The organism is Liberiplasma polymorphum, assembly GCF_043951795.1.
GTDB lineage: Bacteria > Bacillota_I > Bacilli_A > Izemoplasmatales > Izemoplasmataceae > Liberiplasma > Liberiplasma polymorphum.
In genome coordinates, this window is sequence record NZ_JBIOAG010000002.1 from 19,054 (window position 1) to 33,065 (window position 14,012).

Annotated in this window: 20 protein-coding genes; 1 reads left to right on the forward strand and 19 read right to left on the reverse strand. The window is 36.4% G+C overall.

Annotated elements, in window-relative coordinates; all coding sequences use genetic code 11:
• Window positions 1-2: 2 nt before the first annotated feature.
• Genes ACHAJD_RS00595 through ACHAJD_RS00625 form a run of 7 tightly spaced genes read right to left on the reverse strand, consistent with a single transcriptional unit; the run spans window position 3 to window position 6,827 of the window.
• Window positions 3-353, reverse strand: a complete 351-nt coding sequence (locus ACHAJD_RS00595) for a hypothetical protein (protein WP_435583903.1) — start codon at window positions 351-353, stop codon at window positions 3-5.
• A gap of 8 nt (window positions 354-361) precedes the next feature.
• Complete coding sequence (locus ACHAJD_RS00600; RefSeq protein ID WP_435583904.1) at window positions 362-1,033, reverse strand: hypothetical protein; 672 nt, start codon at window positions 1,031-1,033, stop codon at window positions 362-364.
• Window positions 1,033-1,884, reverse strand: a complete 852-nt coding sequence (locus ACHAJD_RS00605; RefSeq protein WP_435583905.1) for a hypothetical protein — start codon at window positions 1,882-1,884, stop codon at window positions 1,033-1,035. The genes ACHAJD_RS00600 and ACHAJD_RS00605 overlap by 1 nt, the downstream gene beginning before the upstream one ends.
• Window positions 1,885-1,899: 15 nt before the next feature.
• Window positions 1,900-2,673: a hypothetical protein gene (locus ACHAJD_RS00610; RefSeq protein ID WP_435583906.1), complete on the reverse strand. Its 774-nt coding sequence runs from the start codon at window positions 2,671-2,673 to the stop codon at window positions 1,900-1,902.
• Window positions 2,673-3,785, reverse strand: a complete 1,113-nt coding sequence (locus ACHAJD_RS00615; RefSeq protein WP_435583907.1) for a hypothetical protein — start codon at window positions 3,783-3,785, stop codon at window positions 2,673-2,675. Before ACHAJD_RS00615 ends, ACHAJD_RS00610 begins: the two co-directional genes overlap by 1 nt.
• A gap of 1 nt (window position 3,786) precedes the next feature.
• Window positions 3,787-4,611: a phage distal tail protein domain-containing protein gene (locus ACHAJD_RS00620; RefSeq protein WP_435583908.1), complete on the reverse strand. Its 825-nt coding sequence runs from the start codon at window positions 4,609-4,611 to the stop codon at window positions 3,787-3,789.
• Entirely contained in the window at window positions 4,608-6,827 is a 2,220-nt protein-coding gene (locus ACHAJD_RS00625) for a phage tail tape measure protein (protein ID WP_435583909.1), read from the reverse strand. Before ACHAJD_RS00625 ends, ACHAJD_RS00620 begins: the two co-directional genes overlap by 4 nt.
• A gap of 76 nt (window positions 6,828-6,903) precedes the next feature.
• Here ACHAJD_RS00625 and ACHAJD_RS00630 point away from each other — a divergent pair, with 76 nt between their 5' ends.
• A complete protein-coding gene (locus tag ACHAJD_RS00630) occupies window positions 6,904-7,362 on the forward strand; it encodes a hypothetical protein (protein WP_435583910.1) in 459 nt (152 codons plus the stop codon).
• A gap of 191 nt (window positions 7,363-7,553) precedes the next feature.
• Here the strand turns inward: ACHAJD_RS00630 and ACHAJD_RS00635 are convergent, their stop codons facing one another.
• From ACHAJD_RS00635 to ACHAJD_RS00690, 12 genes are read right to left on the reverse strand one after another with little or no spacing between them, the layout of a single operon-like run.
• Window positions 7,554-8,357, reverse strand: a complete 804-nt coding sequence (locus ACHAJD_RS00635; RefSeq protein WP_435583911.1) for a DUF6946 family protein — start codon at window positions 8,355-8,357, stop codon at window positions 7,554-7,556.
• Window positions 8,358-8,396: 39 nt separating this feature from the next.
• Entirely contained in the window at window positions 8,397-8,555 is a 159-nt protein-coding gene (locus ACHAJD_RS00640) for a hypothetical protein (RefSeq protein WP_435583912.1), read from the reverse strand.
• 31 nt (window positions 8,556-8,586) lie between these two features.
• Window positions 8,587-8,934, reverse strand: a complete 348-nt coding sequence (locus ACHAJD_RS00645) for a hypothetical protein (RefSeq protein ID WP_435583913.1) — start codon at window positions 8,932-8,934, stop codon at window positions 8,587-8,589.
• A gap of 1 nt (window position 8,935) precedes the next feature.
• On the reverse strand, window positions 8,936-9,511 hold the full coding sequence (locus ACHAJD_RS00650) for a major tail protein (protein WP_435583914.1): 576 nt from the start codon (window positions 9,509-9,511) through the stop codon (window positions 8,936-8,938).
• Window positions 9,508-9,855: a hypothetical protein gene (locus ACHAJD_RS00655; protein ID WP_435583915.1), complete on the reverse strand. Its 348-nt coding sequence runs from the start codon at window positions 9,853-9,855 to the stop codon at window positions 9,508-9,510. Before ACHAJD_RS00655 ends, ACHAJD_RS00650 begins: the two co-directional genes overlap by 4 nt.
• Window positions 9,852-10,235 (reverse strand): HK97 gp10 family phage protein, encoded by a 384-nt coding sequence (locus tag ACHAJD_RS00660; protein ID WP_435583916.1) that lies wholly within the window; start codon window positions 10,233-10,235, stop codon window positions 9,852-9,854. The genes ACHAJD_RS00655 and ACHAJD_RS00660 overlap by 4 nt, the downstream gene beginning before the upstream one ends.
• Complete coding sequence (locus tag ACHAJD_RS00665) at window positions 10,219-10,557, reverse strand: hypothetical protein (protein ID WP_435583917.1); 339 nt, start codon at window positions 10,555-10,557, stop codon at window positions 10,219-10,221. The genes ACHAJD_RS00660 and ACHAJD_RS00665 overlap by 17 nt, the downstream gene beginning before the upstream one ends.
• The gene (locus ACHAJD_RS00670; RefSeq protein WP_435583918.1) at window positions 10,547-10,837 is read right to left on the reverse strand and encodes a phage head-tail connector protein; all 291 of its coding nucleotides are present in this window, start codon (window positions 10,835-10,837) and stop codon (window positions 10,547-10,549) included. Before ACHAJD_RS00670 ends, ACHAJD_RS00665 begins: the two co-directional genes overlap by 11 nt.
• Before the next feature lie 16 nt (window positions 10,838-10,853).
• Window positions 10,854-11,984 carry a phage major capsid protein gene (locus ACHAJD_RS00675; RefSeq protein ID WP_435583919.1) on the reverse strand — a complete coding sequence of 377 codons (1,131 nt, stop codon included), beginning with the start codon at window positions 11,982-11,984 and terminating at the stop codon, window positions 10,854-10,856.
• Between the two features lie 14 nt (window positions 11,985-11,998).
• Window positions 11,999-12,598, reverse strand: coding sequence for an HK97 family phage prohead protease (locus ACHAJD_RS00680; RefSeq protein ID WP_435583920.1), 600 nt, complete (start codon window positions 12,596-12,598; stop codon window positions 11,999-12,001).
• Window positions 12,591-12,788: a hypothetical protein gene (locus ACHAJD_RS00685; RefSeq protein ID WP_435583921.1), complete on the reverse strand. Its 198-nt coding sequence runs from the start codon at window positions 12,786-12,788 to the stop codon at window positions 12,591-12,593. Before ACHAJD_RS00685 ends, ACHAJD_RS00680 begins: the two co-directional genes overlap by 8 nt.
• A complete protein-coding gene (locus tag ACHAJD_RS00690; protein WP_435583922.1) occupies window positions 12,772-13,989 on the reverse strand; it encodes a phage portal protein in 1,218 nt (405 codons plus the stop codon). Before ACHAJD_RS00690 ends, ACHAJD_RS00685 begins: the two co-directional genes overlap by 17 nt.
• Window positions 13,990-14,012: the final 23 nt, after the last annotated feature.

Here is a 14,012-nt window from a genome sequence, read left to right on the forward strand (position 1 = left end):
ACTCAGTCCTCACTTTCACTTCCTTCATCTTCTTCAACAACCGGCGGATTAAGGATTGCGTCCATTTCGATAAAGCAGTCTTCTGCATCTTCAAAACCGACGACATTATCGACAAGCCAATCATAGGCTGCTTGAGTAACGTCAGTCTGTGAGAATAGATTAAAATCTTGCTTAGGGACTTCAATATCGACTTCTTCTAATGGAATACGGTTTTTCGATCTAGCCTCTTTAGACAAATAAGAAGCAACACAGATTGTGATTGTTTTCGTTTTGCAATTAAGATTTATTGCAGTAATGCGGTGGTATTCAACAGGAACACCAAAACTCGAGTCTAATGATTTAATAAGTGCCATAATGTTACCTACCTTCTTCTTATTCTATAAATGCTGATCGCAAACGATCGTGTCCCTGAAGTAAATCCAGAGTTTACTCTTAACGCGCCGAATGTGCCGTTGAAACTATGTGCGAAATCTGCATAAGTGATTCCAGTATTGCTTTGACCGGTGGCTGAGCAAACACTATAGCCTTTTGAAATCCACTGTTGCGTTATGTTTACACTATTATGCAAGGTTGCTGATAACTCAAAATCAATAACCTTGGTTGTGCCACTTGATGCGGTCACAGTCCCAGAATACCCATCAAATACCGTAAAGGATGCTGTGTTACGTGTGTTCGCCTTTGATACGCCAGCGTAACTATCATTAGTGTTTATATTGATGTATGAACCTAGGTTATTTGTTGTCCCTGATACTCGGTAGTTAATTAATGTATTACCCACATGCGAGGTAGTTGTTGAGCAAAGAACATGAACCTTATAAATGTAATCGCGATCAAAAGCGTAATTTAAAGTATGTGCGCTAACACCTCCTTGATAGTAATAAACCAACTCCGTCTCTCCACCAATTTTTACAACACTTGAAGCGCTTCTTGCGTATAAGGCGTTATTGTTATAGTCAAACCCTAACTCACCAATATAGCTCAAGTTTGAGGTTGTAGGGGTTGATGTTCCTCGCCTAACTCTTATTGTGGCCATTAGTAAGTTCCACCATCAATAATTGAACTTGGTTGTAAAACCTTATCAGTATCAATCCCTAAACGGTAATAAATTCGATTTGGTGTATACGTTGTATCAACCTCTGTAAACAACTTAAGTCCTGCAGGGATAACTGCACTGTTATATGCATCTAGGCTCGAGATATATGAAACACCGCCTGCGCCGGCAATACGACTATTTATCACACCAGCAATAATGTCACGTTGATCCTGTGTTAAGTGAAGATTACTAGATACATGGGTGTTATACGTGCCTGTTGCAACACCACCAAGTTCAGATAATGAAATCGTAACTGTCCCCGTTTTACCGTTTACACTTTGGACAGAGTCTGTTGGGGTAAGTAATTCTTGCCAGTTCGCAAGGGTACTAAACCCATTAGTCTTTAAAATGAACGACTTGTTTAAGTCTGTTCTTACTGCGATATCACCTTCTTGAGCGGTTGACAATGCAAGCATCGCTGATTGCGTCGCAACCACAAAGGTATTGGTAATTGCGATTTTAGGGATAATCGTATCGACAAGTTTACCGCTGCTATCAAGAATCGGAATGTTGCCTGATCCTGTACCGGTGTTTCTTGTTGCTGCTGTTCCAAGGTTTAATGCATTAATCTTAGTATCAATTTGACCATTAACTTTTGTGACTGATGGAAATGCTACATAGTCTGCTGCAGCTAATGGGTTTACTGAGGTACCCGTTTTGTTTGCTTTTGCAATGTATAAATGCTCACCGCCAATATCAACGAGTGGTTCACCCACTCTAACTGAGCCGCTCGTTCCTGTTAAAGGACCTGTACCTGCTGTGGTACGTCTTTTTATTTGAATCGTTGCCATATGAATGCTCCTTCTTTATCTATATAGAAATAATGCTGTGACGTTATGTGTCGTGTTGCTCAATGAAATGGTGACGTTATTGTTTTCATAACTTAAAACCATCGTATAACTCGATGACCCATAATCGTATCTTACAAAGGTATTAGACCCAACATTGATGAACAGCATGGCACCTGGTACCACCACACTTGTTCCTGAGTTAACCATGGCCACTACTAATGCACTGTCAATATCTTGAGAGCCATTTACGGTAAACCTAAATATACCATTAGAAATTTTCGATAATGATTTACGCTCATACCTTAGGGCATTAAATATCTCGGTTCGCTGTTCAAACGCCTGGACCTTCGCTGAATTTATCATCATACGTGAGTAACTATTTAAAGTAACTGATGTCGTTGTTTTCGAGTAAGCACAAAGTGCAAACTCATACGTTCCATTGGTATTTAGCAGATTGTTTCTTATTAGCGTTGGATAACTTCCAGATTGTTCCTTCGTATAAATGCTCACTTCATTTGAACTTGTGTTTACACCAAGAACGACTAATCCCATGCGCGATGCATTTGGTGTGACACTTACTGAAGTGCCTGGTTCAATGTATATTAACCTTCCATAAATAACCACATAGCCGTCAGTAAATGTGATTGTGTTATTTGCAAGCGTAAAGCCCACACTAGACTTCAGTCCGTTTAAAATCCCTATCTCGTTTGAAAATAAAAAATGATGCAAATCTGCATCAACCTTAGCGGTAACATTCGCACCATCAAAAGTAATTTTTTGTACACCCATTAAAACTCACCTCCATCTAAATTTATAATATTTGCCTGACTGATGTGCACATTGCCAGTATTGGTTTTTACACTTTTGTTAAGCAACTTAATCTTGTCCGTTAACCGAATTCGATACTCACCAAGTGTAACTGCCACCTTGTTTAATGAACCTTCATACCTTAAGGCTGTCACTATCGAGTCATAGGTTTTGCTTTCTGTAATAAACTCAACAAAGTCACCAAGGTTAAATGTGACAAGTTTACTGCTTTTCTTGATCACAAAGCTTATATGATGATCAAGCTTGGAAGATATCATTTCATTTCGTGCTTTAATACTCAGTGATTCAGTTTCGTTATCAGAGTACATATATGCTTTCGCGTTGACATTACGATATCTATTGGGATGATTTACTTCTTCTGTAATCGAACCGTCAGTAAGTAAAAAGTATGGACGAGCACTTGTGTTTATTTCATTATCTGACTGCGGGTAAAACACGACTTTATTTGTCATTTGGGCTTCACTGTCATTAATGACTAAGTCGGTAATCTCTGTGATACTGCTTTTAATTTTTAATCCTCTTGTAATCTCAACGATACGAAGTTTGATGCCTGTGACTCTACCACGTAAAAAGACCACTTCAAATAAGACACTTACACCATAGGATTTGGTTATAAGTTCTATGACATCTGAGATGGCCATAATTTTATCTTCATCAAAATAGAGTGTTCCTTGTACACTGGATTCATTAATCACCGTTAGATAGTTTAGGTTCTGATTTGGATCACTTGATTGAATAAAGTGATCCTTTATCAAGTCTTCTAGATATTGCGCGACATCACCTGTAAAGTTACTCACAAGTACATCAAGATTGAACATCTCTTTGAAATCTATTGTATGTACGATTGTATGATGCTTATCTTCAAGTTCAATTGACTCGATAACACCAATATAGAAGTAACTAAACCCCTTGATGACTACGACATCACCTAGTTTAATATTTAGCTTTGTTTTGTTTACTTTAAACGTTGATTTTTGTCTTATCACCAAATCCATATTGATATCAAAATCAGAGTCCACTAAGCCATAGTCTTTATACATTAACGTGTTTCTTTCAAAAAATAGTAACTCCATGTTAATGCCCTGTAAAAACTTCAGTCAAAATGACTCTACATAATGTTGACTCTGAAACACCTGGTTTAAATTCAATTTCAAATAACCCAGGATCAACCTTCAGAAAATTATCTTTTGTAAAATCTTGCTCTTGATAAATGTTTCTTGTTAGTCCATTTTCTGTCATTTCTATAACTTGTTGCATGGGGTTTGGATCCACAGTGATTTCACAGAATTCACTTTCTACGTTGAGTTTCATGGATGTAACAATCTTACTGTTTTGATAAATATTAATCTCAGGATTAGTGACTGCACCACTTATCTCAACACGAATAAAAGCTTTATAATTTCCGCTATTATTGAGTGTTGTTTTCCCCTCAAATGTTACTGAATAGTTATGCGGATAAGTGTGTGGATAAATCTTACCTTGCGTGTTTTCTTCTAAGTCAATCAACAATGTTGATTTCCTTAACCATGGAGAGAGTTTATCGAATGTGACTAAACTTTGAAGTGTCCCTGCAATCAACTCTTTTTTATCTATTGATTCAATCTCAATGTAACAATATTTGGTGCCATTTGCGAAATAGTGTAGTTCTAATGATTGACTTCCTTTTAAGTAATCAAGTAAGTTAGTATACCCTTTATAGCCATTTAAGAAGGTTAGCCTTGCAGTAACTTTCGTTAATGGATGTTCTTTATCAACACTAAAATAGTAGTTCCCATACTTTAAGTAACTTATGTCATGGCTAAACCCTAAACCATCGAGTTCGCTGATTAACACTTGTGTCGTGTAATCAAACATAAAGGAGACACCTTTCTCATTAAGCAGATAAAGTTTTCTTATCATAAGTAGCTGCCTCCTAATGCTTTGTTTATAGATTCAATATCAAAGGTTGGTGAGGTTGTGTTAACGGTGACGTGGTTGGTTGTGGCACTACTTGAGTTTGCGTTTGAGGTATTATGGTTTATCTGTTCTTTTTTAAGGTTGCCTTGACTTGAAAAGAGGCCTCCAACTTTACCAAAAAAACCACCTACAGCGTTTGCAGCGTCCTTTAGTCCATCACCAACCTTATTTGCAAAGTTAGTAACACCACTAAAATTAACGCCTAACACTTCGGATATTTTGCCCATTGTCCCAGTTACAAAACCACTCATGTTTTCTGATACATTACCAATGAAATCCTTAGCACCACCTAATGCACCATTTATCCCTTCTGCAATAGATGATACTGTTCCGGTTACGCCTTCAATAGCTGAACCAACAAAACCACTAATACCCTCTGTTAAGTTTGAGGTAAATCCAGATAAATTATCAAGTACACCACCAGTAAGATCACCAAATGATCCACCGACATCTTTCATTTTTGAAGTGAGCCCACCGACCCAACCAAACAACGTCTCTATGAGCCCAAGTATCTTCTCGATTAACCATAAAATAGGTTCAAGTGCTTTTTGAATGAGTTTAAGTGCTGGAACCAGTATGGCTTGGAGAATATTTCCTACAAGCTGAATAAGCGGTGCTAAGGTTTGAAAGAGTGATGCCCATAGTTCTATTTGCATGAGCAATGGCTCTAAGATAATGTTTATTAGCGGCATCAATAAGTCGATTAGCATCATGATTAAATCAATCACAATGTCAAATATAGGTTTTAATGCATCCATGAGTATCATCACAATATCCATAATAGGTTCTAACAATTGCATAAATGCTTCAGCGAGTCGCATGAGGGTTGCTCTAAACGCTTCATTAGATAGTAATGCCATGGCCACAATTGCAGCCAGCGCACCAATACCAAGAGTTGCAAAGTTAATCCCTGCACCAGCAAAAAAGCCGCTGACGCCGAGTGCTTTAAAGGCTATTGTTGCTGTTTTTATAATGGGGCCGAATTTACCAATAATAGATAAAACAGGTCCAGCTGCAGCAGCTAGACCGACTAAGGTTAACACTATCTTTTTGGTTGTTCCATCTAGATTTTGCCAAGCTTCTATCCATCCTTTTAATGTAGGGATAACACCATCTCGCACGGATTCAATAAGCTTATTAAGCGTTGGCATGACAGTCATGGCGAGATCAATCATTAAACTTGAGAATGCTTGTTTCGTTCTATCTAAGGCATCTGTGAACTCACCAGCTATTTCTGCTTGTTCGTTTGTGACAATCCCCAGTCTTCTAGCTTCTTCACGTAAATCCTTAATAGTATCTTTTTCACTTGATAAAACCGGGATAAGTTCCGTTCCGATTTTTTCACCAAAGAACTTATTAGCAACGCCTACTCTTAAACTGGCATCTTCTACACCCGCCAAGGCTTCTCTTATAACTTCAAATGCCTCATCAGTGTTTTTACCTTTTAAGTCGTCAACTGTAAGCCCAATTTGCGCTAAGCTATCCGCAACTTTATCACCATTACCAGTAGCGATTTCACCAAGGATACCGTTGACTTTTATAAACGCCTTATTTAGGCTTTCTGTGGAACTTCCCATGATTTTGGCAGTGTGGTTCCATTCTTGTAAGTTCTCAGCACTAAGCCCGAGTTTTGTAGCGGTGTCGCCAATGGTGTCGGCAGTGTACGCCGACTTTACTGCAAGGGCACTTAATGCAGTCACAGCACCCAAAACAGGTGCAGTTATGCTTTTAGTTAAGGTTCCACCAAGTTTAGCTAAGTTATCAAACTTTGCGTTACCTAACTCTTTAATTTTTGATTGTGTCCTTGTTAACTCGTTATTCAGTCTTGCGATTTCTGTTTCAGTATACGATGCGCTACGTTTAAGTTTGTTATACTCACTTTCACTCATCGCACCTATCTTAACGGCTTCTTTTGCTTGTTCTAGCTGTGCGTTTTGATTAACTAGCTTCTTCTTTGTATCTTCTAATACGCCATTAAGTTTTGATTGCTTATCCTTCCAGAGGTCCAAGTTACCAGAATCGTATCTTAGGTTTTTGTTAATGGCGTTTAAGTCTTTTTGTTGTTCCTTAAGATTTGAATTAATGTCCTTTAGATCTTGGTCTAAATCCTTACCATCAAGGCCAAGTTTTATATTTATACCTTTGATTGTTTCTGCCATGTTGTGCCTCCTACGTTTAACATGGGGGTTGTCCAACCCGCGCTCCACGGCTATAATGAAAAAGAGGTGAATATATATGAACGATTACGAATTTAATTTTAATGGTGTGTTATTAAATAAAGGATTTTGGATCTATTGTTATAAAATAACAACAAGAGAAAATCAGCTGTTCTACTACATCGGTAGAACAGGTGACAATAAAGAATTTCAAGTCGGTAGTCCTCTAAAGAGACTGTTTGCGCATTTTGGTGACAATAAAAATAGCAATGCGCTTAAGACAAATATGATTAAAAACGACCTATCCCTTGAAGATTGTGATTATCATTTTTATGCATTCGGTCCATACTTTGGTTTTCCTAATACTAAAGAAGAACACATACATTCACGAGACTATGTATCTACAATTGAAAAACTTCTCGCTGAGAAGTTGAAAGAATCTGGTTTTAATGTTTTAGGTACACATCAAATGAGAAATCCGTTTAAGATGGATAACATTTTTAACGAGATTAATAGAATATTTGCGAAAATAACCTAAAAGAAAAACAAACTGTCTGTAACGGCAGTTTGTTTTTCTTTAAAAAATTAGTTTACTTTAATTTAATTCTAACTTAATAAGGTTGCGAAAAACCTCAGTTGCATCTGAAAAAATTATAAATGCATACGTTCTTTTTTTATTTATTTTCAAATGGATAAACTGGTTAATCCATAAAAAGGCACAAACTAATCTTATTCAAAATCCTTATCATCAATTGAAAGATAGTCAATATAAATATCCATATCGTTTTCTGCATAAAAGACTTCAAATTTCTCTTCACTTTTTAGGTTAAGATTCAACTTGTATGGTGGCTTTGCAGTTTTATCAATTCCTAAGAAGTCTAGGAAATTGAGATAATCTTGCTTATTTTTAACTTGTTTTTTTTCATCTGTATGTTCAGTCTTAAATGATAAAACCAGAAAGAGAGCAGTACCGGAATTATTTCTTTTTGCCTCTGCAATTGTCCCAGCTAAACCTGTAAATAGTTGATATCTAAGATTCAAAAAATCTCCCCATTTTTCTTTATTTAATCTACTGCTGTTGGTACTCGAAAAAATGAAGAACAAGCTGCAAATTCTATCAATAAATTTACTGCATGGATTATCTAGTTTAGCGCTTAATGCTTTTAAATATTGAACTGAGTTGAGCGCAGAAAATTCCTCATTAACTTTAGCCTCAATGCATAATGTCATGCCTTCATTATCAATTAACAAATCATTGCTACATAAATCATGATCCCTTGAACCACTTAGAGCCTCATCAAATTTTGTCAATTTTTCAATAAAAATCTTACTGTCATTTTTAAAGTTTGCATTAAAGTTCTCTAGTAAGTAACTAGTAAAATCCTTTTTAAATAAATCAGTATGAACATATCGGCTTAATGATTTCGCACTTTTATGATCTTTCCAATCTTTCTCCTTGAACTTCAAAAAATGCATTTCTAAATCTTCAAAACTACTTGCATAATTGTTTAGGTCTCTAAAATATACCTTCATTCTTATCCCACCCCTTGTCATTATGTAAAAATTATAGCATTAAAGAAAAAATCTATCAATATCTACTTGTGAACCATACCTAACATCTGATTTAGAGAATGTTTCTACTTCAAGTTCTATCAGTTCAAAGTAGGTCTCTAAATCAATGTACTTGGAATCCTCAATCGATAGATTAAGGTGAGCCAGATTAAAGATCACAGATGATGTTACACTTACTTTTGAACTGGCTCTATTTGAACTGTGGGGAAGTTTTACTGTCTCCTAATGTCCCAAGCATTAAAGTGATTGTGGAAGTAAGTGCTTCTAACTCATCATGATTAGTTAAGACACTAAAATCGAGTGCCATTAAGAATTCGTCATACGTGTTTTTACTAAATGGTCGGTGTAAAATGTAGATAATCTTAAAAATCGTTCCGATGATTAACGAGAAATCTTCTTCTTGGCCACTCTTAACTGTTTCTAGTTTTTTAATATCTGAAAACAGCTCACTGCCAAACACATTTTTATATTCAATAATGGTAAATAAGGAGGAATGAAGTTTGACTTCATTACCTCCTAATTTTATGACTTTTTCCATATTACGTTCCTACCGTTAAATTTGGAATAACCGGTGTACTAGTTAAAAAACTTTGATAGTTATCATTCACTGGATAACTAATCGTTCTCATGATTAGGTCGTTTCCACTTTCGATCGGACGTGCAGTAATATTGAGAGTGATTGCGTTTGCTTCAATCGAGTCAGCTTTCGTTTTACTTCCATCTGCAATTGGTGTTGCTGTACACAAGAAATACCATATACGTCGTGCATGGATATCACCTTGTATTTCATAACCCAATGCAAAAGTTTTTGTCTCATTATTGATGACTTCGACTAAATTACCATGGGCATCTGTTTTAAAACCAAAGACATCCTTTTTAAACGCATCATCAATTTCTGAGAACTTAAGTGTTACAGTGGTACCTGCATTTCCAATGAGTGTTGCGATAACCTTATCATCCGCATACACTTGTGTGGATCCACCGATTGCTTCCGTTGTTATTTCTTGTGCACCAATCAGTCTTTTTGGTTGAGAAAATGTCCACGCATTACCTTCACCGACTGTTGCCATACTGTAATGAACATTCGTTAAACCAAATGTTACTATATTGCTCATACGTTTACCTCCTGTTTGATTTCATAGTTTCTTGTAATGCTGCCTTCAGGACTTACAAACTCAGAAAGCAGTGTATAACGATAATCATTATCCGTAAGCTTTTTTTCAAGTTTCTCTTCAATATCTAAATCTTTGCTTTCAGTCACAAGTGTCACTTGAAAGGTAATGCTTCTTAATAATGATTGGTTGTCTCCATAAAAAATGGTGTTTCTATAAAGCTCTTGATAAACAATAAAAGGTACTTTATCACTAGGGTTTTTCACTGAGTTGTTTGTTCCATAAAACACATCACACTCAGTGATTTCTTTTAATGCGTTATAAAGTTTTTTAATGACTTTTTTCATGATGTGCCTCGCTCAATTATCTTTTTTATTTCATCTAGCATTTCTGGTGTGAACCTATCAAAAGCAGGTCTCATAAACGCACGTGCAGGGATAAACTTGCCGTTTCTATGTTTAAACCCAAACTCGATAAAATGAATCATGCGTCCTTTTGTTTTAGAGTAAATAACAACCGTCTTATTAATACCTTCACCTAACGTTGCTGTTGTGAACGTATCAGCCATGGCATTTCTTCTACCACTTCGAGGTGCGTTTTTAATCACATAATCAAGCACCTTTGTTGCTGTTTTATCAAGTAATGACTCAAGTTCTTTTTTTACCTCATTTGAGTATTCATTAATGATATCCATAATTTCATTTGATAGCTTATCCAGTGTGGCCAATGAGATCGCCTTCTTTAATCTTTGTCTCTACAAGGTACAGTTCGATGAACTGACCTTTAAGGTATGTTCTTTCGATTTTATAGACAACATCACCAATCATTGCATGCTTGCTACCATCATATAAAATGCTTTGAACTTTAAGTGCCAGATCGACTTTCGTGTTTAAACTTTTACTTTCATAAAACTCTAAAGAGGTCACTGAGAAATTAATCCCGATGACCTCTTTAGAGTTCGTTATTACAAGCTGTTTTTGCCCAATACCATCACTTACATAGTTTGTTTGGAGTAATCGCAACCGTGTGTTTGGTGAGTTAGGAAACACTGACTATACCGCCTTTCGATAATATCAGTTGTCTTAGCAACATCTCAAAAGCCTTAGGTAGCTCTTTGACACTCCCGTCGTTCTTGAAGCCATAAAACGTCTTGCAATAAATGACAACCAGAGTTTCGACAGTCTTATTACTTTCATTGACTAATGATGGATCTACTCCAGTGCTAATGATTAGTTCTTTGCATGCCTCTATATAAGCATTTAACTCGCTATCAGCATATTGCTCACCAATCGGAATCAACAATGCTTTCTTGACCGTTTCTAACAACACCAAAATCACTCCTTATCTACGCAGCTTTTTTCTTAATTCTTAAAAATCCGTTATAACCGACAACGTTACCACCTGTAAACACTGAAGCTTTATAACAGATAATGCCGTCTTTAAATTTGTAATCCGTTGATTTACCAATCTCAACTGGCGAGAACACTGGGACTTCATAGTTTTGAAGTGCACCATAAGCCATACAGTAATCGCCATCTGCTGTATTAGTATCCGCTAAAGCTTTACAATTTGAGTTGATAATATAAGGGATACCATCAATGGTTTGATTAATGTAATCAATGGAGTGTACTTTGCGACCTTCATTCGTTTTAAGGCCTGCAAAAGCACGTAAGTCATTTTTGTTTAGGATTAAGACTGCGCCACCTTCAATATCCTCATCGCCACCATAAGCAAAAATGATATCATCAAGTGTGCTATCAGTAATTGTTGTAATCTCTAAAGGCGATGCATCAGCTAAAGCAAGTGCGTTTTCACTAAAGATACCGGTAAATGTGTTAGATGAACCTTGACCATGAAGGATTTGCTGTGAGATTTTCTTTTTAAGTGAAATGTTGATATTTCTTAGGACTTCTGCTTGATACGGTAAATCCGGAAGTTTCTCAAGTTCTTCAGTGATTTCAGTGTACGCAGTGATTTTCGTTTTGGTGACCGTTACATAGCCAAATTCAGGCTCGGTTTCACTGTAAGGTTTTCCTTCTTCTGTAAGTCCTGCAACACCATTAGACTTAACAAACGATTTCTTGTATGTTTCACCGCCTGTAAGATTAACCACTTTAACTTTGTCAACAAGGCTTGAAACTTGTGCATAAGGATATGGTGCAATTGCTTTAGCCGTATGTTCTGGAAGCAATACTTCAGCACTTGATACTTGAATAACGCGACTTTCTTTAAGACTTTTACCACGAAGCTCTAACATTTCTTTTGCTTCAGTTGATTTTGTTTCAATGATGACTGGGTTAAACTCGACTTTTGACGCAAGACTCATTTTTCTTTCGATGACCATGCGTTCTTCTTGAAGGGTATCACTTTCTTTTTCAAACGCATCTAAAGTCTCTAGACTTGTTTCTTTTTCTACAAGATTTCTGATTTCTTTAAGACGTAGTTCAATCTCTTTTTTTCTTTTCTCTAAATTCATCTGATTTAGCTCCTTTAATAGTGTGTTTTTATTTTGATTTTTCGTTTAACCACATCGATTTGCTCTTGCGTTTTAACCAACTCCATGGCCTTTAGTTCTAACTCCATAGACTCTAAAGATCGTGCATAGATACTCGTTTGATCATAAGCCGGTGTATCCACGACCGACACATCATACAAACGATTAATCTTTGTGATTTTTCTTTTAGGGATTTTTCCTTCATAATTCCACTCTTGCTCATCAACCGTAAACGCAAAGCTCATCTTATCAAGCAATCCACTTCTAACCATTTTATAGATGTCTTGATTGGTATTGGTGTCTAAGAGTTCAGCTCTTACTTTAAGACCGATTTCGTCAATCGACAGTTGTAATGAGTTGTTTTTCGTTCTTGCGATAATTAAAAAATTATCCATGTGGTTATACTTCATGGGTACGTCTTTGATAACTGATTCAGTTAATGCACGTGCGTCAACTTCTTCAATGAAACCATAGTCTTCATCACCGATTAGCGTTTCTTGATTAAAAACGATGGCATAACCTTCTAAGGTCATGACACCGTCTTCTGCTTCTTGAAAGTTAACTTCTGCTAGTCTTGTTTCTTTAAGTTTAGCCATGTCTTGTTTCCACCTTTAGTTTGACATTGGATTTTTCATATTCATACTCAAGTTCACTGTCTTTATAAAAGAGCTGTGACATTTTGTTTTCTTTGCAGAACTCATCGATTGCTTTACACTTTTGCTTTTGCTCATTTAAACTAACTTTTAGAGCTTCAGGATTTACTTTTCCATTAATCGTTACTTTCATTTTTCTTTGGCTCCTCTCCTATTTGATAGATATTCGCTTTATCAGCGTCAACATAATTTAATGACTGCAAGCGTTTATGACCATTCTCAACCGGCTCTAATCCTAGTAATGCTCGCGACTCATTTAGTGACATAATGCCTAGTCCCATCAGTTTTTCAATGGCGGTTACTTTTGTGTTCCAGGATGCATACTGAAGACGTTCACTATAAAAGATAATTTCTTCGCCTTTTGAGAGCTCATTATCAGTAAGTAAGCCCAAAGAAAAAGCCTCGCTAAGTTGAATAGCTAAAGGCTCAATCGTGGACTCATAAAATGAGTTGAACTCATCTTCTGTATATTTGTTTGTGAAAATAGGTACTGAAACACCAAAGTAATCAAGTATCTTAGACTGTAAAAACTCTAAGGTGTTTTTATCGATAAGTTTAGGATCAACTTGGATCGGAATGTAATCTGCCTTTAAATCAACAGGGACGATAGAACTACCTTTTTGATTTATAGCATCGTTTAAGGCTTCATCAAAGGCATCTTTTTGTCTTGATTTATCTTTATCCGACAACATACCATTCATTTTGAGTAACCCTTTTATCTGAAGCGAACTCTTGATAGCGTTATCGATACCTTGAAGGACATTATCATTTATCTTGATAGTTTTGAGTAACGCCTCATGATCACCGCTGGATCCACTACCACCGAAGATGTCATTTGAACCATAAAAGCGTTTTAAATGAATCACATTCTCATAAGGCAATGTGAAGTCGCGGTCATCTTCAAACGTAAACTTTAAGTAAGTGCTATTTAAACTGTCAAGAATCGGCTCAACAATGATTGGCCGCAAAGGATAGAGCGCTTTTAATTCATGTGTACGCTTATCAAACATCGGGTAAATAAAAACATTGTCGTTTTTCAACAACAATGTCACAGTTTTATAGATGAATTGATACGGTGTCATGAGCGGATTTGGTTTGTGTTTCAAGAGAAAGGCGATCGTGCCTTTCTTCTCTGTGATCGTATTATCAGCAGCGTTTTTAATGTATCTTGGTTTTAACTTAGCGCACTGACTGGCAACTCTATCGATGCAGATTTTTACCACATCGCTTTTTGATATGTTTGAACCGAATGGTATAAACATACTGTTTGAGCTGCTGGATAGTGTAAATAAATCTGTGGATCCTGTTTTTTTCTTTCTAGTAAAAATGCCCACTGTTCACCTTCTTTCTAAAGAAA

Excerpts from the sequence above, each read along its gene's own strand:
- ACHAJD_RS00645 (WP_435583913.1), bottom strand. The coding sequence starts at position 8,934 with ATGGAAAAAGTCATAAAATTAGGAGGTAATGAAGTCAAACTTCATTCC.
- ACHAJD_RS00680 (WP_435583920.1), bottom strand. The coding sequence starts at position 12,598 with ATGGCTAAACTTAAAGAAACAAGACTAGCAGAAGTTAACTTTCAAGAA.
- ACHAJD_RS00615 (WP_435583907.1), bottom strand. The coding sequence starts at position 3,785 with ATGGAGTTACTATTTTTTGAAAGAAACACGTTAATGTATAAAGACTAT.
- ACHAJD_RS00630 (WP_435583910.1), top strand. The coding sequence starts at position 6,904 with ATGAACGATTACGAATTTAATTTTAATGGTGTGTTATTAAATAAAGGA.
- ACHAJD_RS00635 (WP_435583911.1), bottom strand. The coding sequence starts at position 8,357 with ATGAAGGTATATTTTAGAGACCTAAACAATTATGCAAGTAGTTTTGAA.
- ACHAJD_RS00605 (WP_435583905.1), bottom strand. The coding sequence starts at position 1,884 with ATGGCAACGATTCAAATAAAAAGACGTACCACAGCAGGTACAGGTCCT.
- ACHAJD_RS00620 (WP_435583908.1), bottom strand. The coding sequence starts at position 4,611 with ATGATAAGAAAACTTTATCTGCTTAATGAGAAAGGTGTCTCCTTTATG.
- ACHAJD_RS00650 (WP_435583914.1), bottom strand. The coding sequence starts at position 9,511 with ATGAGCAATATAGTAACATTTGGTTTAACGAATGTTCATTACAGTATG.
- ACHAJD_RS00675 (WP_435583919.1), bottom strand. The coding sequence starts at position 11,984 with ATGAATTTAGAGAAAAGAAAAAAAGAGATTGAACTACGTCTTAAAGAA.
- ACHAJD_RS00610 (WP_435583906.1), bottom strand. The coding sequence starts at position 2,673 with ATGGGTGTACAAAAAATTACTTTTGATGGTGCGAATGTTACCGCTAAG.
- ACHAJD_RS00595 (WP_435583903.1), bottom strand. The coding sequence starts at position 353 with ATGGCACTTATTAAATCATTAGACTCGAGTTTTGGTGTTCCTGTTGAA.
- ACHAJD_RS00600 (WP_435583904.1), bottom strand. The coding sequence starts at position 1,033 with ATGGCCACAATAAGAGTTAGGCGAGGAACATCAACCCCTACAACCTCA.
- ACHAJD_RS00625 (WP_435583909.1), bottom strand. The coding sequence starts at position 6,827 with ATGGCAGAAACAATCAAAGGTATAAATATAAAACTTGGCCTTGATGGT.
- ACHAJD_RS00655 (WP_435583915.1), bottom strand. The coding sequence starts at position 9,855 with ATGAAAAAAGTCATTAAAAAACTTTATAACGCATTAAAAGAAATCACT.
- ACHAJD_RS00685 (WP_435583921.1), bottom strand. The coding sequence starts at position 12,788 with ATGAAAGTAACGATTAATGGAAAAGTAAATCCTGAAGCTCTAAAAGTT.